The following is a 23,292-nucleotide window of genomic DNA, read 5'->3' as shown; positions in this document are numbered from 1 at the left end:
GGTGCGGCATTTTTTTATCGTAAAAAGGTTGGTTGTTCGGCGGCTGACCACAGAGGTTGCGCCTTGGCGCAGAGTTGTCCTATGAAGAGTAGCGCACTAGGCAGTACGTTTATTGTCGCAGGCACCGCTTTAGGTGCAGGTATGTTGGCTATGCCATTAGCCACTGCAGGTGTGGGTTTTTTCTCGGCTTTATTCATGCTCGGTGGATTATGGGCGGTGATGTGTTATACCGCGTTATTGCTGGTTGAAGCCTATCAGCAGTATGCGCCAAGCCTTGGTTTGGCTTCGTTAGCTGCTCATTATTTGGGACCAATGGGTTATTGGCTAGCGACCTTGGCCATGCCATTTTTGATGTACGCTTTGGTGGCGGCTTATATCAGTGGTGGCGGTGAGTTAGTCCAGGTATCGCTGGCCAATTGGCTAGACTGGCAGCTGAACAGCAGCGAGGCAATTTTACTGTTTACCCTGACCGGAGGGGCGATCGTTTCTTTAGGCACTCGTTCGGTAGATCTGGTGAATCGTTGGCTGTTTGCGGTAAAAATCTTGTTTTTGCTGGCGATGTTAATGCTCTTGCTGCCCCATGTTGAACAAGTCAACTTACTGACGCTGCCGGTTGAGCAGGCTTTAATCCTATCGGCGATTCCTGTGGTGTTTACCTCCTTTGGTTTTCATGGCAGCGTGCCCAGTATTGTTAGCTATTTAGGCGGAGATACTCAGAAACTGCGCTGGGTGTTTATTATCGGCAGCGCAATTCCATTAGTGATTTATATTCTGTGGCAGTTGGCAACCTTGGGGGCGATTCCCTCTACTGAGTTTGTCGGCATTCTGGCTGAAGAAAGTGGATTAAATGGCTTGCTAACCGCAGTTAAAGATGTAGTGGAAGTGGCTAAGGTGGAAGTGGCGGTGCGCTCCTTTGCCGCGCTGGCTTTGGCTACCTCGTTTTTGGGCGTAGCACTTGGGTTGTTTGATTTCTTAGCGGATATTTTTCAGCGCCAACCAACGGCCAGTGGCCGCTTACAAACTGGTTTGCTCACCTTTATCCCGCCCTTATGCTTTGCCTTGTTTTATCCTAAAGGGTTTATCTTTGCCTTGAGTTTTGCCGCGATTGCTTTATCAGTCTTATCCTTGTTGTTGCCGGCAATGATGGTCTGGCAGCTGCGTAAACATACGCAAAATACCAAATTGTATCGAGTTGCTGGTGGTTCGCTGGGCTTAGCTGTGGTCTTTAGTTTAGGGCTAGTGATTATTTTGATTCAGCTGGGAATTGTGCTCGGAGAGCTGCCCGCAGTCAGCTAAACTTTGCTTGATACAGGTCATTGGTAAGGGTTTTTGCTAGAAAATAGCCATTAGCTTCGCTATCTAAATATATATATTACGAGTATCAGACAGTTATTCTAAAGTTGTATAAGCAGCTGCAGAAAATTGAATATCAAACCGTTGCTAGGAGGCGGTATGGGACTCGTAAAACGCATGGGCGTTGTGGGTGTAGTAGGCTTTGCTGCAGTACTGGGCTTCGCCTATTCAGTGCCCCATTGGTATGCACCCAAACAAGAAGCTGAAGTCAATATCCATGATCCAGAATTGATCAAAAAGGGCGAATACGCGGCCATTGCCGGTGACTGTGTGGCCTGCCATACCGCACCAGGGGGCAAGCCATTTGCCGGTGGTTTAGCTATGCACACACCACTGGGCGCGATCTATTCCACCAATATTACCCCAGACCCTGAAACTGGAATTGGTAATTACTCCTATGCTGATTTTGAGCGTGCAGTACGTCGGGGTATTCGTCCAGATAATGTGTCGATGTATCCTGCGATGCCATCGCCTTCTTATCAGATTGTCAGTGATGATGAAATTAAAGCGATGTATGCCTACTTTATGAGTAGCGTTGAAGCCGTACGTCAAGACAATCATGCCTCAAGTATTCCTTGGCCATTTAATATGCGCTGGCCGCTAGCGTTATGGCAGGTGATGTTTGCGCAGCCGCGTGAATTCGTAGCTGATCCTGCGGCAACGCCTGAAGTGCAACGGGGGGCTTATTTGGTGGAAGGACTGGCGCACTGTGGTGCTTGTCATACCCCGCGCGGTATCGCCTTTCAGGAGAAATCATTGCATGCCAAAGATGGTGATCATTTCTTAGGCGGTGCAGTACTTGAAGGCTGGTACGCCAAGAGTTTACGCGGTGAGGGCACCGGACTTGCTACCTGGACGGAAGATGAGTTGTATGACTTTTTACGCTCAGGTCGAACTGAAAAAACGGCGGCTTTTGGCAGTATGGCGGATGTGGTCTCCCATAGCTTGCAACATATGACAGATGCTGATGTGCGTAGTATTGCGAAGTACATTAAGCAGTTACCAGCGAAAAAAGGCTATGCGGTTGAGCGGCAGCAGCAAGCGGATACCACTACTGGTGCCTTGTTAGATGGTGATTATTCAGCTAAGGGCGCGTTGGTCTATGTAGAGCACTGCGCTGCGTGTCACCGCTTAGATGGTAAAGGGGCGCCACGTATTTTCCCTGCTCTAGCCGGTAACTCAATTGTATTTGCTGAAGATCCGAGTTCACTGATTCAGGTGACGCTAGAGGGTGGCTATATGCCAGCCACGCGACATGATGTGATGACCTTTGCTATGCCTGGCTTTGAGCATTTAACTGATACTGAGGTGGCAGATGTACTGACCTTCATTCGTCAAGGTTGGACTAACCAAGCCAGCGCTATTGATGTTAAAGACGTAGCTCGTATGCGCAAACTGGTAGTTAATAAGCCTGCCCACTATGTACCTGAGGGTTACTTAGCTGAAGGCTATGTGGCTGACAATGATCGTTCCGCTGAATCTGCAGGAGACCAACATGAGTAAGTGGATTGCTGCATCCGCAGCCTTAGCTTTAATCTTAGGCGCTCCATTGGCTGTAGCCGAAGTTGGCAGCTCGAAGTTACCGATTAGTCTGTCTGCGGTAGATAAAGACGGTAAGCCGTTGCCAACCTACATTGTGCCCAAAGACGCTGATATTCTGCGCCATGATAATGCTGAGCAAATTATGCTGGGTAAACGCTTGTTGAATGAAACTAAGCGTTTATTACCAGACAATGTCGGCGCTAATATGAACTGCAATAGCTGTCACGTGGCCCAGGGTAAGATGCACTTTGGCGCACCTTATCTGAATACAGTGAATTCGTTCCCGCAGTTTAACCCACGGGCAGAGCGAGTGATGACCCTCGAAGAGCGGGTCAATGGCTGCTTTATGCGCTCGATGAATGGTAAGCCATTGGCTATCGACAGCAAAGAAATGCAGGCAATTGTCGCCTATATGCAGTGGTTAGCCCAAGATGTTCCCCATGGTGGTAAAGCAGTGGAGCTGGTTAACTCGGGACCGATTGATATGAGCTTGACGCCTGATCCAGTGCGAGGCCAAGCCATCTATGCTAAGCAGTGCGCAACCTGTCATGGAGTAAATGGCGAAGGCATGATGGATGGTGCTGGTAACGTAATGTTTCCACCCTTATGGGGTGAAGAGTCCTTTAATATTGGGGCAGGTTTGGCTCGTTTATATAAAGCGGCGCAGTTTGTTAAGTACAATATGCCGATGGGAGTGAGTAAAACTAAACCCTGGGGCCAAGGTAATGTACTGAGTGATCAGGATGCAGTGGATGTGGCTGGCTACTTTACCCAGATGCAGCGTCCCGACTTCCCTGCCAAGGTCAATGACTGGCCAAGTGGTAAAAAGCCTAAAGACGCACGTTATTAATAGTGCATCTGAGTAATAAAGGGAGCTAGTTTTAGCTCCCTTTATTTCATGCTGCTGTTAACTGCTGATTCAGGGCTTCTAATAAGCCTTTAATTGACTGCTGATTAATGACTAAATCAGCTAAATAGTCCATGTCCGTTGGTTCGTAGTTAATGATCACTAACTTTGCCCCCATTTGTTTAGCCAGATGTGGAAAGCCATTGGCCGGTGAAACGCTTAGCGATGAGCCCAAGACAATAAATAAATCGCATGCTCGGGTCAGTTGCTCGGCCCTTTGAAAAGTGTCTTGCGGTAACATCTCGCCAAATAACACAATTCCTGGGCGAACAGTACCGCCACAAGGGCAATAAGCTGAGCCGGTTAAATAGGTGTGTCGCGCCATCGCTGCGCCACAGGAGTGGCAATGTAAGTCACGGAAGCTGCCGTGTAATTCCAGTACTTGTTGGCTGCCTGCATCACCATGAAAGCCATCAACGTTTTGGGTGATAATTCCTTGCAGCAAGCCGTGTTGTTCCCAGCGGGCCAAAATGTAATGTCCGCTATGGGGCTGATACTGATTAATGTCAGCTAAGCGGGCCTGATAAAAGGCGGTAAATTCGTCGCGGTTATGCTCAAGAGCGCGCACATGGGCTAACTCAGATGGATTAAACTTCTTCCACAGCCCACGCTCGGCTGAGCGAAAGTCTGGCAGGCCACTTTCGGTTGACATGCCAGCTCCGCTAAACACTAAGGCATGTTTAGCCTGTTTGAGCCAATTAAGTAGAGTAAGGGTTGATTGCTGCATGCTGTGTTCCTCACGTACTGGGTAATAGTTAATTGCCCCGCGGCCAAGCGTTAGTGATGGGGTAATGACGATCTGCACCAAAGCTACGTTTAGTGATGCGTGGTCCTACGGCTGCTTGCTGGCGCTTATATTCATTAAGATCGACTAGGCGCAAAATACGCAGCACGACTTCTTCGGCAAAACCTTGTTGAATAATGGCTTGTGCCGACTGATCTTCTTCAACATAAAGGCGCAAGATTTCATCGAGCAGCGGATAGGGCGGCAGTGAATCTTCATCTTTTTGATCTGGCGATAATTCTGCTGAGGGTGCGCGCTCAATCACTCGCTCAGGAATAACATACCCTAAGCTGTTGCGATAACGTGCCAGTTCATAGACTAGGGTTTTAGGCACATCCTTTAACAGCGCAAAACCGCCGGCCATATCACCATAGAGCGTGGAGTAACCTACCGCAGTTTCACTTTTATTACTGGTAGTCAGGACTAGATAGCCACTTTTATTGGATAGCGCCATTAATAGAGTGCCACGACACCTTGCTTGCAGGTTTTCTTCGGTAGTGTCTTTAGGTAAACCTGCAAAGACGGGCTCTAAGGTCGCTAGAAAGCTTTCCACCATCGACGCGATGGCTAGGGAGCGATAGGCTACCCCCATCAGCTTGGCTTGTTCAGCTGCGTCATCCTGACTAATTTGTGCGGTGTAGTGGTAGGGCATCATTACTGCCTCTACCTTATCAGCACCTAAGGCATCGGCGGCAATAGCCAAGACCATGGCGGAATCAATGCCGCCTGATAGTCCAAGCAAAACGCCTTTAAAGCCATTATGTTGCACGTAATCTTGCAAGGCTAAAACCAAGGCTTGATAGGCACTGGCGAGCATGGGTAATAAGGGCGTGATTGTTTGTGAGGGTAGCGCCTGGTGGTTAAATTCAGAAAGATATAAGCCTTCAGTGAAAGCCGGTGCCCGTAGTGTGAGCTGTCCTTGAGGGTTTAGCGCAATGCTTTGGCCGTCAAAGATAAAGTCATCCTGCCCGCCGACTAGGTTAGTGTAGTAAATCGAGAGCTGATGCTGGGTGGCCAATGCGCTTAAGAGTTGCTCGCGCTGAGATTGTTTGTCTAGCTCAAAGGGCGAGGCATTGAGGGTTAAAATAATTTCAGCTCCCGCAGCTTTGGCTTGTTTCACGGGTGCAGGGTGCCACAGGTCTTCACAGATAAGCAGTGCGCAATCAACGCCTTTAACTTTAAAGGTGCTACTGCTATTGCCGGCACTAAAGTAATTAGGCTCAGCAAACACCGGAGCGCCTGGTAGCTGTTGCTTATGGTACCAATGCACAATCTGACCTTGATAAATCACCACAGCACTATTGAAGCGCTGTGTATTTTCTAGCCAAGGTAAACCAATCACGCAGTAGAGAGCTTTGGGTAACTGTGCCTGTAGTCTGTTTAAGGCCGCTTCGATACGCAGCTGCATACTCGGTCGCAGCAGTAAGTCTTGGGCAGGATAACCGCACAGGGTAAGTTCGGGAAATAGCACTAGATCCGCCTGTTGTTGCGCGGCTTGCTCAGCGTAGTGCAGGATTTTTTCCACATTAGCTTCAATATCACCGACTCGACATTTGATTTGCGCTTGGGCAATCCGCAACAGATTAGGCATAGTACTTATCCTAGCTTTATATAGTGAAAACAGTAATTCTTAGGTATTAATGATTAACTGAGTCAAATAAACAGTGCTATGATACTTGATAATTTTTCCGGCTGCTGCGGGCATAAGGCTTGTGCTAAGCAAAATACAGCGCCATATACATTCAGTAGTCAAGGCATGTGCAGTATCAAAGGTATTTGCCTACTGACGTTATTATTCACAACATTAACTTAAGGAATCGCAATGGAACTTAAAGATAAGGTCATTATTGTTACTGGCGGTGGTCAAGGTCTTGGCCGCGCGATGGGTGCTTACCTTGCAGGTAAGGGCGCCAAGTTAGCATTAGTTGACTTAAACCAAGAGCGTTTAGACGAGTCTGTAGCAGCCTGTGAAGCTGCAGGTAGCCAAGCGCGCGCTTATATCTGTAACGTCGCTAACGAAGAAGATGTAACCAAAATGGTTAATCAGGTGGTAGCGGATTTTGGCACGTTAAATGGTTTAGTGAACAACGCTGGTATCTTGCGTGATGGTTTAACTATTCGTGTGCGTGATGGCGAAATGACTAAGATGTCACTCGCTAACTGGCAGGCGGTGATCGATGTTAACTTAACTGGCGTATTCTTATGTACCCGTGAAGTAGCAGCGAAAATGATCGAAATTAAAGCGGAAGGCACCATCGTTAATATTTCTTCAATTTCACGTGCAGGTAACATGGGTCAAGCTAACTACTCTGCGGCTAAAGCAGCAGTAGCGGCTGACACTGTAGTGTGGGCTAAAGAATTAGCACGTTATGGAATTCGTGTGGGTGCGGTAGCACCAGGCTTTATCGAAACCGAAATGACCTTAGGTATGAAGCCGGAAGCGCTAGATAAGATGACTTCAGGTATTCCATTACGTCGTATGGGTAAGCCGGAGGATATCGCTCACTCAGTTGCTTATATCTTTGAAAACAACTACTTCACCGGTCGTGTGCTGGAAGTAGATGGTGGTTTACGTCTGTAATCGCCTAAATTCTAGTGATCGCTTATTTAGCAGCGATTGCTAGTTAATAAAAAGCCCAAATTCAGTAATGAGTTTGGGCTTTTTTATGTTACTAAGCAGTTGTAACGCGTGATTATGCGTCTAGGCCGAGCAACTGATTAGAGCGTGCTTGGGTGCTGCGATAAAGATCGGCATCGGTTTTTAGTGCTTCTAAGCGCGCAGGGAAGATCGTCGCAAGCTTCGCTTGCCACTCTGCGCTTTGTAGTTTCTCTGGGAAGCAGCGTTCGAGCAGCTCAAGCATGATAGAAACCGTCACTGAGGCACCAGGTGAGGCACCTAGCAGTGCGGCTAAGGAGCCATCTTGTGAGGCAACCAGCTCGGTACCAAACTGTAATACGCCACCTTTTTTAGGATCTTTCTTAATGATTTGGACGCGTTGGCCTGCCACTTCTAAACGCCAGTCGGCTTTATTGAGGGTTGGATAGAATTTTTTCAACGATTCTAAACGCTGATCCATCGACTGCATAACTTCGCTGATTAGATAGCGAGTCAGATCCATATTGTCTTTGGCGACAGAGAGCATCGGCCCAATATTGCCTAGACGGATGGAAAGTGGCAGGTCAGTAAAGGAGCCAAATTTTAAGAACTTAGTAGTGAAGCCAGCATAGGGGCCAAATAGTAATGAAGTATTACCATCCACTACTCGGGTATCTAAGTGAGGGACCGACATGGGGGGGGCGCCCACCGAAGCTTGGCTATAGACTTTAGCGCGATGTTTTTCGACAACTTCAGGGTTGTCGCAGCGTAACCATTGGCCACTCACTGGGAAACCGCCGTAGCCTTTACTTTCAGGGATGCCAGACATTTGCAGCAAGGGCAGTGCGCCACCGCCTGCACCTAAAAAGACGAACTTAGCTAATAGGGTGCGCTTAGTGCCTGACTGCAAATTTTTAGTGGTGACTTTCCATTGCTCGCCTTGACGCTCAATTTTAATCACCCGCTCATTACAGCTAAGGGCCGCTTCAGGTTGTTGGGTTAAGTAGGCTAAGAGTTGCTTGGTTAGCCCGCCAAAGTTGACATCTGAGCCGCCTTTTACGCGAGTCGCAGCTAAGGTTTCATCAGCGTTACGACCTTCCATCATTAATGGAATCCATTGGCGCAATTGGGCGTGATCGGTGGTGAACTCCATCTGCTCAAAGGCGTGGTGCTGTTTTAATAACTCGGCGCGCTTTTGTAGAAAGTCGATATCTTTGGGGTTGTTAACAAAGCTAAGGTGCGCTACAGGCGTGATAAAGGTTTGTGGATTACCGAAGGTGCCGGTTTCCACTAGGTGTGCCCAGAACTGCTTAGACTCTTCAAATTTGGCGTTAATATCTAATGCTTTACTAATGTTAATGCTGCCATCAGCTGCCTGTGGTGTGTAGTTAAGTTCACACAGTGCAGCGTGTCCGGTACCTGCGTTGTTCCATGGGTTAGAGCTTTCTAAAGCGCCGTCTTGCATCTGCTCAACGATTTCTAAGCGTAAGCTGGGATCCAATTCTTTTAATAGCACGGCGAGGGTTGAGCTCATAATGCCGGCACCGATAAGAAGTACATCTAGAGAGGTTTGATTGTGTTGCGCCATTAGCCTGTCTCCGAAAAGCAGTTAGATAACTGTACAAAAAAAAGGGGGTTGTTAGGTTGTTCAGTAACAACGCCTTGGAGGGCTGGTGGAACAACTTGCTGCCAAACTTTTCATGGTTTGCCACACTCTTTTGAAGTTGTGAAACTGTATCCCGCAATCTTATGGAATAGCGGACCTATAGTGTAGATACCTAGTAACTCGTCATGAGGTTGAAACTTAAGGTAAGGATATTCTACTAAAAACACCTAGTCACTCAGTGTGTTTTCAAGGGCTTACATTAGAAAAATAGCATTGGTGGAGGCTCATCACGCTATTTTGGCTGGTAAGTCATATTTTAAAAATATGGAAGCAATTATAGCGATGAAAATATAAAAAACGATCATTGTCTGGGAAAAAAGTTTAGTCGAAAGTAGTAAATGCCGCTTTCTTAGCATAAAACCTAGGTGCAGCCTGTGCTTTTTTGTCAGCGGACGCGGGAGTTAGGTATACTTTGCACAGGTTATTTTTAATTGACTGGCTTGATTGGCCGCACGGTTTGACGTGCGTCTAAGACTGTCACTAATCGGATGGAGTGCGCGATGAAAAAACAAGTAATTTTGGCGGTAATGCTGTCGTTTGCGTTAGTGGGCTGTGGTCTAAGTCCGCAGCAGATTACTCCAGCACCACGGATTCAGGCCGATTTTGCACGAGTAGCCCAAGGCCAAGCGGTACAGGTGCGGGTGGTGGATGGGCGCTCAACTGATGTGGTTGGCTCACGCGGTGGTGCGTATCCAAATACCAGCTTGATTCGTGTTGATGGGCAGCGACTATTACCTCGTTTACAAGCGGAAACGGATGTTGCGTTACGCGTCCAAGGCTTTAATCCAGGCGTGCAAGTACATCAAGGCGCGCAGTTATTGCTGACCCTTAAAGAGTTGTCCTATAAGGTCCCTGCTAGTAGTGGCGTGGGCAGTAAGGCGAATGTGAGTGCAACCTTCCAAGTCGACGTAGAAAACCGTGGGCGTCGTTACAGCGGACGCTATACTGCTAGCATGAGTCAAGGATTTGTTACCGCACCTAGTGCAGCTGCCAATGAAAAACTGCTCAGTGAAGTGCTAAGTGATGCGCTGCAGCGTGTGTTTAAAGATCAAGCGGTTAGCCGCTTGCTGGCCGAGTAGAGTTAAGCATGCCGCACTCCTTACCGCCGGCAGTATTTATTGCCGGCCCCACGGCCTCTGGTAAAACTGACTTGGCGATTGCTTTGGCCGAGCATTTGCCAGTTGAATTGATTAGTGTCGATTCGGCACTGATTTATCGAGGCATGGATATTGGTACAGCTAAGCCTGAGCCTGAGCTGTTGGCACGTTACCCCCATCAGCTGGTTGATATTCTTGATCCGCTAGAAAGTTACTCAGCGGCTCAGTTTTGTCAGGATGCGCTGCCTTTGATGCAGCAAGCAACCGAGCAGGGGCGCTTGCCGGTCTTGGTGGGTGGGACCATGCTTTACTTTAAGGCTTTACAGGAGGGCTTAGCCAATATGCCCCCAGCCGATGAGCCAACGCGTCAGCAATTAGAGCAAGAAATTGAGCAGGATGGGCTCACTAAGTTATATAAGCAATTGTTAAGCATTGATCCGGTAGCGGCCGCAAGAATTGATGCTAACGATAAACAGCGTATTATGCGGGCTCTAGAGGTATGGCGAGTCAGCGGAAAAACCTTAACCGAGCATCATCAGCAACAAGCACACAGCCAGTGTCAATTGCCGTATACTGTGTCCTGTATTGCATTAGCGCCTCAAGAACGAGCTGTGTTACATCAACGAATTGCCTTACGCTTTCAGTTGATGTTGGAACAAGGCTTTATTGAAGAGGTCGAAGCGCTCAGGCAGCGTTCAGATTTACATTTAGAGCTACCTTCTATGCGATCTGTGGGGTATCGACAGGTTTGGAAGTATTTAGAGGGCGAGTATGATTATTCTGAAATGGTAGAGCGCGGCATAATTGCGACTCGGCAGTTAGCAAAGCGTCAATTTACTTGGCTTAGAAGCTGGCCTGAAGTGAACTGGTTAGACAGTTTAGCTAAAGACAATTTATCTGCAGCCTTGAAAATCATCCAAGCTTCCACCATGTAAGCTGCAGGCTTGGATACAATAGTTTATTTGCCACTTATATAAATCATCCTTAGGAGTAACGCCTCATGTCAAAAGGGCACACCTTACAAGACCCTTACTTAAATACGCTGCGTAAAGAGCGTGTACCTGTTTCTATTTACTTGGTAAACGGAATTAAGCTACAGGGCCAAATTGAATCCTTTGATCAGTTTGTTATTTTGTTAAAAAACACTGTGAGCCAAATGGTTTACAAGCATGCTATTTCTACGGTGGTACCGAGCCGCCCAGTTCGCTTGCCATCTGCTGATGAAGAGCAAGTTGCTGAATAATTTTACCGAGGTGTCTCATTGAGTAACGCTGACGCTGCTGTTCGTGAAGCCGCATTATTAGTTCATTTAGATAATTACGATCCAGCAGCGCGTGAAGATCCATATGAGTTTCAAGACTTAGTGAGATCAGCGGGCGCGCACATAGTACATTTTGTTACTGTGCATCGCCCGCAATTTACCGCGCGCTTTTTAATTGGTGCGGGTAAGGTCGATGAGATCGCGCAGTTAGTGCAGCTGTATGAGGCTGACTTAGTCATTTTTAACCATGCCCTAACGCCCAGCCAAGAGCGTAACCTAGAGCAAGCACTGGGCTGCCGCGTCATTGATCGCATTGGCTTAATTTTAGATATTTTTGCCCAGCGGGCTTACACCCATGAGGGTAAGTTGCAAGTTGAATTGGCTCAGCTAGAGCATATCAGCACCCGTTTAGTGCGTAGCCGTACAGATCTGAGTCGGCAGCAAGGGGGGATTGGGTTGCGTGGTCCTGGGGAAACCCAGCTGGAAACGGATCGTCGTTTGTTACGGATACGGGTTCGACAAATTAAAGCCCGTTTAGAAAAGGTGCGTAATCAGCGTGATTTGGCTCGGCGGGCGCGTAAGCGAGCAGAAATGCCCGCTGTATCCTTGGTGGGCTATACCAACGCCGGTAAGTCAACGTTATTCAATCGTCTGACCGAGTCTGGGGTCTATGCTGCCGATCAGTTGTTTGCCACCCTTGATCCTACGGTAAGGCGTGTTGAGTTGGCTGATGTAGGGGCGATTACTTTAGCTGACACCGTCGGTTTTATTCGCCATTTACCGCACAAGCTAGTCGAATCATTTCGTGCCACCCTTGAAGAGTCGGCTGCCGCTGACTTATTGTTGCATGTAATTGACGCTGGCGCTGAAGAGCGGCAAGAGCAAATCGAACAGGTACTAGAGGTGCTGCATGAGATTGATGCTGATCAGGTAACTCTGCTGGAGGTGTATAACAAAATTGACACCTTGGCGCAGATCGAACCCCATATCCAGCGCAATGCCGAGGGAAAGCCAGAGCGGGTATGGTTGTCGGCGCAAAGTGGGCAGGGGATAGAGCTACTGATTCAGGCTATGCAAGAGTTGTTGGTCGATGACTTGGTGGTTACAACCTTAGTCTTGCCCCAACAGTTAAGTCGTTTGCGGGCTAAGCTGTTTGATCTGCAAGCGATTGTGCAGGAGCATTATGACGAGCAGGGCCAAAGCGTGCTTGAGATACGAATTGCACGAGTGGAGCTGAATCGCTTATTAAGCCATGAAGGGCTAGCGGCCGAGACTTTTTTACAAGAATATACAAAGAGTCACTGAAAACGGGTGTGTAGCGAGATAAGTCTCTGTATCATTTAGAAAATTTTCTGGGTGTGGGTTAACCCTGCACTGAAATTACTTTTGTTAGGTGGAGAAGGCTATGGCCTGGAATGAGCCGGGTGGTAACTCGAACAAAAACGACCAAGATCCTTGGGGTAAGCCAAGATCTGATAAAGATAAAAACAAGGATCGTCAAGGACCGCCAGACTTAGATGAGGCTTTCCGTAAGCTGCAAGATAATGTCACCAGTATTTTTGGTAAGAAAAAATCCGGCAACGGTGGTGGCGGTGGTCGTAAAGGCCCCGGCAGCAGCAAAACGGTATTTCTGCTAGGTGGTTTATTACTGGTCGGCTTTTGGTTAACTCAAGCGGTGTACTCGGTCGATGAGCAAGAACAAGCAGTGATTTTGCGTCTTGGTAAATACCATGAAACTGTCGGTGCGGGCTTGCATATTTATTTCCCACCGATTGACCGTAAGTACCAAACCAACGTGACCCGTGAGCGTGCCTACAGCAAGCAAGGGCAGATGCTAACCGAAGACGAAAACATTATTGAAGTGCCACTGACCGTACAGTACAAAATTTCTAATCTAGAAGATTTCGTATTGCGGGTGGATCAGCCAGAGATTAGTTTGCAGCACGCTACCGACAGTGCATTGCGCCATGTGGTGGGTTCTACCGCGATGGATCAAGTGCTAACTGAAGGGCGTGAGGTACTGGCAGAAGAAACCAAGGTGCGTTTACAGCGCTTCTTAGATCAATATCAGACGGGTATTACGGTTACCCAAGTTAACGTCCAGAATGCTCAGGCACCCCGTGAAGTGCAGGAAGCCTTTGACGATGTGATTCGTGCCCGAGAAGATGAGCAGCGGGAGAAAAACCAAGCGGAAACCTATGCCAATGGTGTGGTGCCAGAAGCCCGTGGTCAAGCACAGCGTATTCTAGAAGATGCGAATGGTTATCGCGATGAAGTGATTGCCCGTGCAGAAGGTGAGGCGCAGCGTTTTAATCAGTTGGTTGCTGAGTACCGTAAAGCACCTGAAGTTACCCGTCAGCGTTTGTATATTGAAACCATGCAAGACGTGTTAGGTAACACTAGTAAAGTACTGATGTCAGGTGATCAGGGGAAAAACAGCTTGCTATACTTACCGCTGGATAAAATGTTACAGGAACAAAAAGCCGCACCACGTGATAGTTATTCAAGTGAGTCAGCGCCGCGTACCTCTAGCTCCAGTGTAAGAACTCCAGTTGAGGTGCCATCTTCTACGATTAATACACGCGTTAGGGAGCGTCGCTAATGAGCAATAAGAGCATTGCGGGCTTAGTAGTAGCCGCTATTTTACTGATCGTTGGGATGAATAGTTTTTATATCATCTCGCAAACTGAGCGCGGTGTATTACTGCAATTTGGACGGGTTGTAGAGCCGGATCTGAAACCGGGTTTGCATGTAAAAATTCCGATTATGAACCAAGTCCGTAAGTTTGATGGGCGTTTACTGACACTGGATTCTACGACTCAACGCTTTTTAACCTTAGAGAAAAAAGCGGTCATGGTGGATGCCTTTGCTAAATGGCGAGTGGCAGATGCAGAGCGCTTCTATACCGGTACTTCAGGTTCGAAACAGGTAGCTGATGAGCGTTTATCACGCCGATTAGAAGCTGGTTTGCGTGACCAGTTTGGTAAACGTACGCTGCATGAGGTGGTTTCAGGACAGCGGGATGAATTGATGGCAGATATCACTGCATCCTTAGATCGCATGGCGCGTAAAGAGCTCGGCATTGAAGTGATTGATGTGCGAGTCAAAGCAATTGACTTGCCGAAAGAAGTTAACCTGAGTGTATTCGAGCGGATGAGCACTGAGCGCGAGCGTGAGGCCCGTGAGCACCGTGCGAAAGGTCGTGAATTGGCTGAAGGTATCCGCGCTGACGCAGACCGTCAACGCCGCGTTATCTTGGCTGAAGCGTATCGTGAGGCTGAAGAGGTGCGCGGTGCCGGTGATGCAAAAGCGACTTCGATTTATGCCCAGTCGTTTAATCAAGATCCTGAATTTTATGGCTTCATTCGTAGCTTGCAAGCCTATCGCGAGAGCTTTGGCGACAAGAGCGATATCTTGGTGTTAAGTCCAGATAGCGAGTTTTTTCAGTATTTAGATAAGGCTAAGCACTAAGCGCTACAAGGTTATGGGCTGGGTTGGCGTTGAATATTTTTTGACAGTCATCGAACAGCACTAAAAACCTAGAAAAAACATGCTATGATGCAGCAGCCGGGGAAAACCCCGGCTTTTTTGCGTGTGACGAGCTAACTTAAGTTAGCCAGAGCAGAAATTGTTGATTAAATGCAGCGTGAAAAATCCTGAATTCGATAGGCTAAATTGTTAGTCAAACAAGAGAGGAAGGTGGAATGGCAACCGTTGAGCGTTGGCTCTTGCCAGATGGCATTGAAGAGGTACTGCCTACAGAAGCAAGCTTAGTAGAAACAGCAAGGCGTCAAGTCTTAGACCTGTTTCGGGCTTGGGGCTATGAGTTTATTGTGACTCCGCATATTGAGTTTCTGGAGTCCTTATTAACTGGTGCAGGTCAAGATCTTGCGCTGCGTACCTTTAAAGTGATAGATCCTCACTCTGGCCGACAAATGGGTTTTCGCGCCGATATTACTCCACAGGTAGCGCGTCTTGATGCGCATAGTCTGCGTCAAGCAGGACCGGCCCGCTTTTGCTATGCTGGCAGTGTAGTGCATGCTAAGCCACGGGCCATGACTACTTCACGTAGCCCCATTCAAATTGGTGCCGAGCTCTATGGCGATGCTAGCGTAGCGGCTGATATTGAAGTGATTAGCCTGATGCTAGAAACCTTAGACTCGGTCAAAGTGGCCGATGTCCACATGGATTTAGGGCATGTCGGTATTTATCGTGGACTGGTACAGTCTGCGCAGCTTTCAGCGGTAATTGAAGAGCAATTATTTGATGCCTTGCAGCGTAAAGCCGTCAGTGAAGTACGGGCTTTAACCGCGGACTTAGCGCCTGAATTGGCGGCAATGTTTAATGCCTTAAGCCAACTCTGTGGTGGCCGCGAAGTCTTAAATGCCGCGCAAACTGTGCTGCAATCGGCTGCGGCTGAAGTGCAGCAAGCGTTACACGAGTTAATTGCCGTGGCTGATGCCTTAACCGAACGTTTTCCTGAGTTACCACTGTATTTTGATCTCAGTGAGTTACGAGGTTATCACTATCACACCGGTGTAGTGTTTGCCGCCTTTGTACCAAGTGTTGGGCAATCCATCGCCCAAGGTGGACGCTACGATGATATTGGCGCGGTATTTGGACGTGCACGCCCGGCCACTGGATTTTCAACCGACTTAAAAACCTTAGTGAGTCTAGGTAATGGTGTGCAACCAAGTGCGCTAGAAGGCATTTGGGCACCATTGGAAACTGATCCGGCGCTTTGGCAAACCATTTTACGCTTGCGCCGAGAGGGCGTGCGTGTAGTACAAGCCTTATCTGGACAGACGGTTGCCGATGCCGCAGCTGCACATTGCAAGCAGCAGCTAGTGAAGCAAGGCAGCGACTGGATGGTTCAACCGATTAATTAATGAGGTCTGTCGAGACAGACTGATTGTGTCGTTTCGACGACAGTTTATTTGCGCAAAGAGGCAAATTAATGGGCAAGAATGTTGTTATTTTAGGCACTCAATGGGGTGATGAAGGTAAAGGTAAAATCGTTGATTTACTCACCGATCAAGCCGAAGCCGTTGTACGCTTTCAGGGTGGCCACAACGCAGGTCATACGCTCGTCATTGATGGCGAAAAAACGGTTCTGCACTTAATTCCATCAGGTATTTTGCGAGATAACGTAGAGTGCATGATTGGTAATGGTGTAGTGGTTGCGCCAGATGCACTAATGCGTGAAATCACTAAACTAGAAGAGAAGGGCGTGCCGGTTCGTGAGCGGTTACGGATTAGCCCATCGTGCACCTTAATTTTGCCGTACCACGTGGCACTTGACCAAGCACGTGAAGCTGCGCGGGTTGAGGGTAAGATAGGAACGACCGGACGCGGTATTGGCCCAGCCTACGAAGATAAAGTAGCGCGTCGTGGCTTACGGATTGGTGACCTCTTTAATCCTGAGCGCTTTGCGCTAAAGCTTAAAGAAGTGATGGATCTGCACAACTTTACGCTAGAAAATTACTATAAGGTTGAGCCGGTTGACTATCAAACCACTTTGGATGAAGCCTTAGCCTATGCCGATATCCTTAAGCCGATGATGGCTGATATTGCGGCGCGCTTGCATCAATTGCGCAAGCAAGGTGCACGCATCATGTTTGAAGGTGCTCAAGGTTCATTGCTAGATATTGACCATGGTACTTATCCTTATGTAACCAGTTCGAGTACTACGGCTGGTGGTACCGCTACAGGTTCAGGTTTTGGCCCGCTGTACTTAGATTACATTCTAGGAATTACCAAGGCTTATACCACCCGAGTAGGTTCTGGTCCTTTCCCTACCGAGCTATTTTGTGAAACCGGCCATCGTTTAGCCACTAAAGGCCACGAGTTTGGTTCTACTACAGGACGTGCGCGTCGTTGCGGTTGGTTTGATGCGGTTATTTTACGTCGTACAGCTGAGATCAACAGTATTTCTGGTATTTGCTTAACTAAGCTAGACGTACTGGATGGTCTAGAGACTGTTAAGATTTGCGTGGCTTATAAAGATGCTCAAGGTAATGAAATTGAAGCGCCTACCGATGCTGACAGTTACGAAGGCTTAACTCCGGTATATGAGGAGTTGCCAGGATGGAGCGAGTCGACTATTGGTGCTACCTGCATGGAAGAGCTGCCAGAAAACGCTCGTGCTTATATCAAGCGTGTTGAAGAGTTGATCGGTACACCGATTGATATTGTTTCAACTGGCCCTGATCGTAACGAAACGATCGTGCTGCGCCATCCTTACGACGTTTAATAGTTAAATTAAACGCTGATCAAAAAACCGAGCCTTGTGCTCGGTTTTTTGATTGCTTATAGGCACTGATTAGATGCGCTGATGAATCGCTTCACCGCCTAAGCTTTGCATTAGCTGGGGTAAAAACTCTGCTAAGGTCAGCATCATTAAGTTAAAGCTAGCATCAAACTGTCCAGCGGCTTCATCGCCGCCATCTTGTTCAGCCTGCTCTTGCAATAGGTCTTCAAATTTTAAGCGTTTAATTGCCAGTTTGTCGTCTAGCACAAAACTCAGTTTCTCTTCCCAGTTGAGTGCTAGCTGAGTCACAATTTTACCGGCGGCCAGTAGATTCTGAATTTCTTCACTGCCCAGGTCTTCGCGTTTAATGCGAATAACGCCACCGTCTTCTGCGGTATCACGCAGCTCACACTCGTCTTTTAGGCTAAAACCATGCCCAATCTGCATGTTCTGTAGCCACTGAGTAAAGCTAGCAGTAGTGGCTTGCTGTGCCTCAAGGGGTTGAATGGGTAGGCTGCCTATAGCTTCACGCAAAGTGGACAATAGCTCTTCGGCTTTTTTAGCACTGCTAGCATCTACATAAATTAAGCCGGCTTGGGTATCAATCGCCGCTAAAGTGCGGCTTCGACGAATAAAGGCGCGCGGAAGGAAGTTGAGGGTGACCTCATCTTTGATTTGATCGCGCTCTTTTTTATAGACCTTGCGCCCTTGAGCATTTTCAATTTCTTCCACTTTTTCATTAACGGCATCTTTAACTACGCTAGCGGGTAGTAAGCGCTCTTCTTTTTGTGCTGCTAGCAAGAAAAAATGCTGGCTAGCATAAATCAGTGGGGCATCTGCAGCTTTGCCGAAGGGGGCAGTAAAGCCATAAGTAGTCAGCACTTGGCTGCCACAGGCGAGGGCGGGTTTTTTTGCCAGTGCCTGCTCCCACTGCTCCAGATCAAAGTTAACTGATTGGGTGAAGCGATACACCAGCAAGTTACGAAACCACATAAGATAACTCCAAAATAACCAGTAGCTATTATCTATAACCTCGGCTCGAATCACCAACTAAAAGCGAAAAAATGCTTTTAAGTGAGTAAAAAACATAAAAAACCAATTAAAGTGAATTTAGGGCTTGCCAAAAAGGATTTAGCAGACTAGTATACGCACCACTTCGAGAGACAAGGGTGATTAGCTCAGCCGGGAGAGCATCTGCCTTACAAGCAGAGGGTCGGCGGTTCGATCCCGTCATCACCCACCACTCTTGAGTACCAGCAGCGCAGTGGTAGTTCAGCTGGTTAGAATACCGGCCTGTCACGCCGGGGGTCGCGGGTTCGAGTCCCGTCCACTGCGCCATTTTAATTCAATACTGCTAGTGTTGAATAAATTGAAATTGGGTGATTAGCTCAGCCGGGAGAGCATCTGCCTTACAAGCAGAGGGTCGGCGGTTCGATCCCGTCATCACCCACCAATTTCAATATTAATTAAGTACACTTCATCTATCTGCCTTGTGCAGATTTTTTTGTTTTTAAGTCAGTAAATTTCCTGCGCATTAGCCTGCCATCGCCTAAACTATTCGTTTGCTTCAGTAAACCTCAGTGAACTTTCCTGCTAAGATCGCTTTCTATCCTGTGATTTTTAGTTAATGCCTAAATTGGAGTTAAGGAATATTTATGAAGTTTTCTCGCCTAGCGGTGGCCGTTGGTTTGTGTGCAGTGGCTTTAGTCGGTTGTGATCAGAAACAGTCAGCAACGACCAGCACCAGCGCTAAATTAGATAGCAAAGCCCAGCAGGCTTCTTATGGCTTAGGCTTACAAATTGGTAGCAACCTATTAGCTACACCGATTGATGGCTTGAGTGTAGAAGCTATTGCTTTGGGGATTGATGATGCCTTAGCTGGTAAAGAGTCCCGTTTATCGCAAGAGCAATTAGATGAGGCGCTACAATTTGCCTTGGATCGCGCTGCAGAAAAGCAAAATGCTCTCAATGATGCAGCAGCGAAAAAAGGCCAAGAATTCTTAGCTGAAAATGCAAAAAAAGATTCGGTTAAAACCACCGACAGTGGCTTGCAGTATGAAGTGCTAACCGCTAAAGACAGCGGTGCGAGCCCGAAAGCAACTGACAGTGTAACGGTACATTACACGGGTAAATTACTTGATGGCAGTGTATTTGATAGCTCTGTAGAGCGCGGCACGCCAGCGACTTTCTTTTTGCGCCAAGTTATTCCAGGTTGGACTGAAGGCTTGCAGTTAATGAAGGTGGGTGAGCGTTATCAGTTCTTTATTCCTGCCGATTTAGCCTACGGTGCTAGTAGTCCAACCCCGGCGATTCCAGCAAACTCTACCTTGATTTTTGAAGTGGAGTTATTAGATATTCCCTCACAAAAATCAGCCGCTGCCAAAGAGCAAGCATCGGCAGCTGAATAGTTAGCATCAAGTCAGTGTTGTGTGCCCATCTACACCGATGGTTAGTTGGGCGCTCAGCCTGAATAGTGGGAGGTAATGATGAATAATATTCAAGTAATAATGCAAGATGGGCAGCCACAGTACGCGGTTTTGCCTTGGAACGAATATCAAGCGCTATTAAAAGCGGCAGGGCAACGTCAGAGCACGGTTGCGCCAGCTGCCATGGCTACACCAGCACCTAGTCAAGCAACAGCGCCACAAGAGTCATTAACCCTTGCTCAGTTGCGCCACAAAACCGGGCTGACGCCAGAGTTACTCGCTCAAGCATTAGGTATTAGTCCTAGTTACTGGCAAATGATTGAAGCCGGTGAGCGCCAAGCCAGTGAAGTGGTGCTGCGTAATTTGCGGCGCTTAGCTAATGTCACTATCGAATAATCTTTTCGTGCAGCAAATGTCTGAATTGCTTGCATTATTGGCGCAGGCAGCGCAGCAAAAGCGTACCCTCACCTATCGCCAGCTAATCACTGAGCTGGCATTGCCAGTGCCTGCTATGCAGCGATTGACTTACTTGTTAGAGCAGTTAACACAGCGCGACTGGTTACAGCAACAGCCACTGCGCAGCGCGTTGGTGGTTAGTCAGCGTCCACCTTACTTGCCTAAGCAGGGTTGGTTTAGTTTCCTACAGCAACTCGATGCCGAGTTAACCTTCGTTGACTCTGTTGAGCAAGCTGCTTGGCATCAGACGCAGTTGCAGCAGGTCTATGCAGCATTTTCTAAAGCATGAGGCTAATTCTACGATGTGGCTAAAAGTTAAGGCGAGTGTTGGCTATTTTGTAGCACGACATTTATTTAAATACACATGGGCAGTAAAACAGCCTAAATTATGGCAGTGGATGCAAATGCAGTTTGCTCGACAAAGTCAGCTAGGTCACCCTGCAGCGACTGCTTTTTATGGGCACTTATTACTGTTTAAAGGGCAGGGCTTAGGAGCTAAGGAAGAAGGCTTGCGGTTGCTAAAGATAGCAGCTGAGGCTGGCGATGCTAAGGCCGCTTATCAAGTTGCACAGAATGCTGCCCAAGGGACTGTGCAGAATGCTCCAGACCTTAATACTGCGGTGTATTGGTGGAAAATAGCAGCTAAAGCTGGGCATTATTTGGCTGCCCAAAAACTAGCGGATATTTATGCGACAGGCCAAGGCGACATTGCAGCCGATCAGGATGCTTGTTTGTTTTATCAGCAGCTGATGCAGCAATTAATTGACGCTTAATTACGTGTAATAAAAAACCCGCCGCTTGCCATCAAACGGCGGGTTTTTGCTAGCTATTACTTCGCCGAGTGTTTGGCGACTTGTTGCTGATGCAGGCTTAGCCAGTCGAGCAAGATATGTCCTGTCTCGACTAAGAACGCATCTTTTTCCGGCTTTTGCTTATTTTTCTTTTCTTTTTCAAGTTCTGCCGCTAAGTCTTCATCTTCTTTTTTCAGCTCTTTCAGTTGCATGGCTTTTTCGCCTTTGGCTAAGCGGCGCTTATTTTCCATAGCCAGTTGTTGCTGATCAATTTTGTCTTGTTCAGCGCGGCGTTTTTCCTCATTTAAGCTGACTACCGTGTCTTTCATTAGCGCTTTGCTGAGGACTAAGCGTTCATGACTAAAGACAAAGTCAGGATTATGCTTGGTGCGCTGAGCATGGCGCTTTTCTAATGTCTTAAGGTATGGTTTAAACGGATCTGGGCCCGGGTTAATTGCAGGTTTAATACTGTCCCAAGGCATGGCTTCAGGCAGCGCACTTTCACCAATTTCTTTGGTATTGTACTCGGCTGGGTAGCTAATATCGGGCAGTACTCCTTGGTGTTGAGTACTTTGTCCCGAGACACGGTAAAACTTAGCGATGGTAAATTTCAACTCACCATGATTGAGCGGCTGAATAGTTTGCACCGTGCCCTTACCAAAGGTTTGGCCGCCAATAATCAGTCCGCGATGGTAGTCTTGGATAGCCCCAGCGAAAATTTCTGAAGCTGAAGCAGACAAACGGTTAACTAAGACCGCCATAGGGCCTTGATAAAACACGCCTTTATTATCATCCTCAAGCACATCAACGCGACCATCGTTATTGCGCACTAGCACTGAAGGACCTTGTGGAATGAAAAGGCTGCTAAGTTCAGTGGCTTCTTGTAAAGAGCCACCGCCATTATTGCGTAGATCAATCACTAAGCCATCCACTTGTTCTTGTTGCAGCTCTGCCAGTAACTTACGTACATCACGGGTGGTGCTTTTGTAATTAGGGTCACCGGCGCGGTAGGCTTTAAAGTCAATGTAAAAGGCTGGAATTTCAATAATCCCAAGCTTGAAGGGTTTGCCTTCATGCTCTAGATTTAAAATCGATTTTTGTGCCGCTTGTTCTTCAAGTTTGACCGATTCACGGACAATGGTCACCGTTTTTGAGGAAAGATCATTCGGCGCGTTACTGGCCGGAATCACTTCTAAGCGTACGGTTGAGCCTTTTTTGCCACGAATTAACTTCACCACCTCATCTAGGCGCCAGCCGATCACATCGACCATTTCTTTATTACCTTGGGCAACACCGATAATCTTGTCGGCAGGCGCTAACTGCTTACTTTTATCTGCCGGTCCTGAGGGCACTAGGCGGACAATTTTAACGTGCTCGTTATCACCTTGCAGTACGGCCCCAATACCTTCTAACGAGAGGCTCATATTGATGTCGAAGTTTTCTGCATTATCGGGTGAGAGGTAGTTGGTATGGGGGTCGTAGGTTTGTGAGAAAGCGTTAACATACGTTTGAAACACATCTTCGCTACGAGTTTGCTGTAGGCGTTTTTGTTGGTTTTTATAGCGTTTAGTTAACAGCTCTTCAATGGCTTTTGGCTCTTTTGAAGCGAGTTTTAAGCGGAGCACTTCATCTTTTAAGCGCTTACGCCATAGCTCTTGAAGCTCGGCTTCATTTTTTGCCCAAGGCGCTTTTTCCCGATCCGTTTCTAAGGACTCATCTAGAGTGAAGTCGATACTATCAACCCCTTTGGCTAATTTAGCTAAAGCAAAAGTTAAGTATTGATCTAAGCGAGTTAGCTGGCGTTTATACATAAAATAGCCAGGCTCTAAATCTCCCTCGCGAAGTTTATTGGCAAAGTTCTTTTTCCAAGGCTTAAACTCGCTCAGGTCTTCTTGGGTAAAGTACATGCGCGCTGGATCCAGCATTTTTAGATAGCCTTCATACATCTTGCTGGAGCGATCTTGATTGCCGACGTCTTTACTGTAGTGATGACGCTTGAGCAGTTCAGTAATATTTAAACTAGCAATACGCTGAGTGCGATCGGGTGCTAAATAATCCCAGCTTTTACTGTTATTTAAGGCATAGGCGCTGGGCAGCAGGCTAAGGCTTAACAGCAAGGCGAGTGACGTTCGTGCAAGCGTATATTTCATACTTATATTTTTC

21 protein-coding genes and 3 tRNA genes are annotated in these 23,292 nt (G+C 47.6%); 19 read left to right on the top strand and 5 right to left on the bottom strand.

Annotated elements, in window-relative coordinates; translation table 11 throughout:
* Positions 1-81: 81 nt before the first annotated feature.
* The 3 genes from tyrP to AC2T15_RS09655 all read left to right on the top strand — a co-directional run bounded on the left by tyrP (position 82) and on the right by AC2T15_RS09655 (position 3,745).
* Positions 82-1,296, top strand: coding sequence for a tyrosine transporter TyrP (gene tyrP, locus AC2T15_RS09665; RefSeq protein ID WP_486778169.1), 1,215 nt, complete (start codon positions 82-84; stop codon positions 1,294-1,296).
* Between the two features lie 156 nt (positions 1,297-1,452).
* Positions 1,453-2,856: a cytochrome c gene (locus AC2T15_RS09660; RefSeq protein WP_064496084.1), complete on the top strand. Its 1,404-nt coding sequence runs from the start codon at positions 1,453-1,455 to the stop codon at positions 2,854-2,856.
* On the top strand, positions 2,849-3,745 hold the full coding sequence (locus AC2T15_RS09655; protein ID WP_286593254.1) for a c-type cytochrome: 897 nt from the start codon (positions 2,849-2,851) through the stop codon (positions 3,743-3,745). Before AC2T15_RS09660 ends, AC2T15_RS09655 begins: the two co-directional genes overlap by 8 nt.
* 46 nt (positions 3,746-3,791) lie before the next feature.
* On the opposite strand, the gene AC2T15_RS09650 is transcribed toward AC2T15_RS09655, so the two are convergent.
* Both AC2T15_RS09650 and AC2T15_RS09645 read right to left on the bottom strand, forming a co-directional pair.
* Positions 3,792-4,529, bottom strand: a complete 738-nt coding sequence (locus AC2T15_RS09650; RefSeq protein WP_486778168.1) for an SIR2 family NAD-dependent protein deacylase — start codon at positions 4,527-4,529, stop codon at positions 3,792-3,794.
* A gap of 28 nt (positions 4,530-4,557) precedes the next feature.
* Entirely contained in the window at positions 4,558-6,177 is a 1,620-nt protein-coding gene (locus tag AC2T15_RS09645; protein WP_486778167.1) for an NAD+ synthase, read from the bottom strand.
* Positions 6,178-6,408: 231 nt separating this feature from the next.
* On the opposite strand from AC2T15_RS09645, the gene AC2T15_RS09640 reads away from it, so the two are divergent.
* A complete protein-coding gene (locus AC2T15_RS09640; protein ID WP_053100342.1) occupies positions 6,409-7,167 on the top strand; it encodes an SDR family oxidoreductase in 759 nt (252 codons plus the stop codon).
* Between the two features lie 112 nt (positions 7,168-7,279).
* Here the strand turns inward: AC2T15_RS09640 and mqo are convergent, their stop codons facing one another.
* On the bottom strand, positions 7,280-8,770 hold the full coding sequence (gene mqo / locus AC2T15_RS09635; RefSeq protein WP_486778166.1) for a malate dehydrogenase (quinone): 1,491 nt from the start codon (positions 8,768-8,770) through the stop codon (positions 7,280-7,282).
* Positions 8,771-9,348: 578 nt separating this feature from the next.
* Here mqo and AC2T15_RS09630 point away from each other — a divergent pair.
* The 8 genes from AC2T15_RS09630 to AC2T15_RS09595 all read left to right on the top strand — a co-directional run bounded on the left by AC2T15_RS09630 (position 9,349) and on the right by AC2T15_RS09595 (position 17,459).
* A complete protein-coding gene (locus tag AC2T15_RS09630) occupies positions 9,349-9,927 on the top strand; it encodes a YajG family lipoprotein (protein ID WP_486778165.1) in 579 nt (192 codons plus the stop codon).
* 8 nt (positions 9,928-9,935) lie between these two features.
* A complete protein-coding gene (miaA, locus tag AC2T15_RS09625; protein ID WP_486778164.1) occupies positions 9,936-10,880 on the top strand; it encodes a tRNA (adenosine(37)-N6)-dimethylallyltransferase MiaA in 945 nt (314 codons plus the stop codon).
* A gap of 65 nt (positions 10,881-10,945) precedes the next feature.
* Positions 10,946-11,188 carry an RNA chaperone Hfq gene (gene hfq, locus AC2T15_RS09620; protein ID WP_053100337.1) on the top strand — a complete coding sequence of 81 codons (243 nt, stop codon included), beginning with the start codon at positions 10,946-10,948 and terminating at the stop codon, positions 11,186-11,188.
* 18 nt (positions 11,189-11,206) lie between these two features.
* Positions 11,207-12,511, top strand: coding sequence for a ribosome rescue GTPase HflX (gene hflX, locus AC2T15_RS09615; protein ID WP_486778163.1), 1,305 nt, complete (start codon positions 11,207-11,209; stop codon positions 12,509-12,511).
* Positions 12,512-12,611: 100 nt separating this feature from the next.
* The gene (gene hflK / locus AC2T15_RS09610) at positions 12,612-13,808 is read left to right on the top strand and encodes an FtsH protease activity modulator HflK (protein WP_053100333.1); all 1,197 of its coding nucleotides are present in this window, start codon (positions 12,612-12,614) and stop codon (positions 13,806-13,808) included.
* Positions 13,808-14,677 (top strand): protease modulator HflC, encoded by an 870-nt coding sequence (gene hflC, locus AC2T15_RS09605; protein ID WP_053100332.1) that lies wholly within the window; start codon positions 13,808-13,810, stop codon positions 14,675-14,677. The genes hflK and hflC overlap by 1 nt, the downstream gene beginning before the upstream one ends.
* A gap of 233 nt (positions 14,678-14,910) precedes the next feature.
* Positions 14,911-16,095, top strand: coding sequence for an ATP phosphoribosyltransferase regulatory subunit (locus AC2T15_RS09600; protein ID WP_486778162.1), 1,185 nt, complete (start codon positions 14,911-14,913; stop codon positions 16,093-16,095).
* A gap of 68 nt (positions 16,096-16,163) precedes the next feature.
* Positions 16,164-17,459, top strand: a complete 1,296-nt coding sequence (locus AC2T15_RS09595) for an adenylosuccinate synthase (RefSeq protein ID WP_053100329.1) — start codon at positions 16,164-16,166, stop codon at positions 17,457-17,459.
* A gap of 69 nt (positions 17,460-17,528) precedes the next feature.
* Here the strand turns inward: AC2T15_RS09595 and rdgC are convergent, their stop codons facing one another.
* Positions 17,529-18,449, bottom strand: coding sequence for a recombination-associated protein RdgC (gene rdgC, locus AC2T15_RS09590; protein ID WP_053102820.1), 921 nt, complete (start codon positions 18,447-18,449; stop codon positions 17,529-17,531).
* 174 nt (positions 18,450-18,623) lie between these two features.
* Between rdgC and AC2T15_RS09585 the strand changes: the two genes are divergently transcribed.
* From AC2T15_RS09585 to AC2T15_RS09555, 7 genes are all read left to right on the top strand, one after another.
* Positions 18,624-18,699: transfer RNA gene (locus AC2T15_RS09585), tRNA-Val, on the top strand.
* 18 nt (positions 18,700-18,717) lie between these two features.
* Positions 18,718-18,794, top strand: a tRNA-Asp gene (locus AC2T15_RS09580).
* A 39-nt stretch (positions 18,795-18,833) separates the two neighbouring features.
* A tRNA-Val gene (locus AC2T15_RS09575) sits at positions 18,834-18,909 on the top strand.
* 202 nt (positions 18,910-19,111) lie between these two features.
* Positions 19,112-19,864: a BamJ family beta-barrel-assembly machinery protein gene (gene bamJ, locus AC2T15_RS09570; protein ID WP_486778161.1), complete on the top strand. Its 753-nt coding sequence runs from the start codon at positions 19,112-19,114 to the stop codon at positions 19,862-19,864.
* A gap of 78 nt (positions 19,865-19,942) precedes the next feature.
* A complete protein-coding gene (locus AC2T15_RS09565) occupies positions 19,943-20,278 on the top strand; it encodes a helix-turn-helix domain-containing protein (RefSeq protein ID WP_053100323.1) in 336 nt (111 codons plus the stop codon).
* A gap of 16 nt (positions 20,279-20,294) precedes the next feature.
* Positions 20,295-20,627, top strand: a complete 333-nt coding sequence (locus AC2T15_RS09560) for a hypothetical protein (RefSeq protein ID WP_053108438.1) — start codon at positions 20,295-20,297, stop codon at positions 20,625-20,627.
* Positions 20,605-21,111 carry a sel1 repeat family protein gene (locus AC2T15_RS09555; protein WP_486778160.1) on the top strand — a complete coding sequence of 169 codons (507 nt, stop codon included), beginning with the start codon at positions 20,605-20,607 and terminating at the stop codon, positions 21,109-21,111. Before AC2T15_RS09560 ends, AC2T15_RS09555 begins: the two co-directional genes overlap by 23 nt.
* Before the next feature lie 56 nt (positions 21,112-21,167).
* Here the strand turns inward: AC2T15_RS09555 and AC2T15_RS09550 are convergent, their stop codons facing one another.
* Entirely contained in the window at positions 21,168-23,279 is a 2,112-nt protein-coding gene (locus AC2T15_RS09550; RefSeq protein WP_486778159.1) for a carboxy terminal-processing peptidase, read from the bottom strand.
* Between the last annotated feature and the right edge of the window lie 13 nt (positions 23,280-23,292).

Source organism: Thiopseudomonas sp. SA1F2-1K (assembly GCF_057443035.1).
This window is presented reverse-complemented; position numbering and strand designations above follow the sequence as displayed.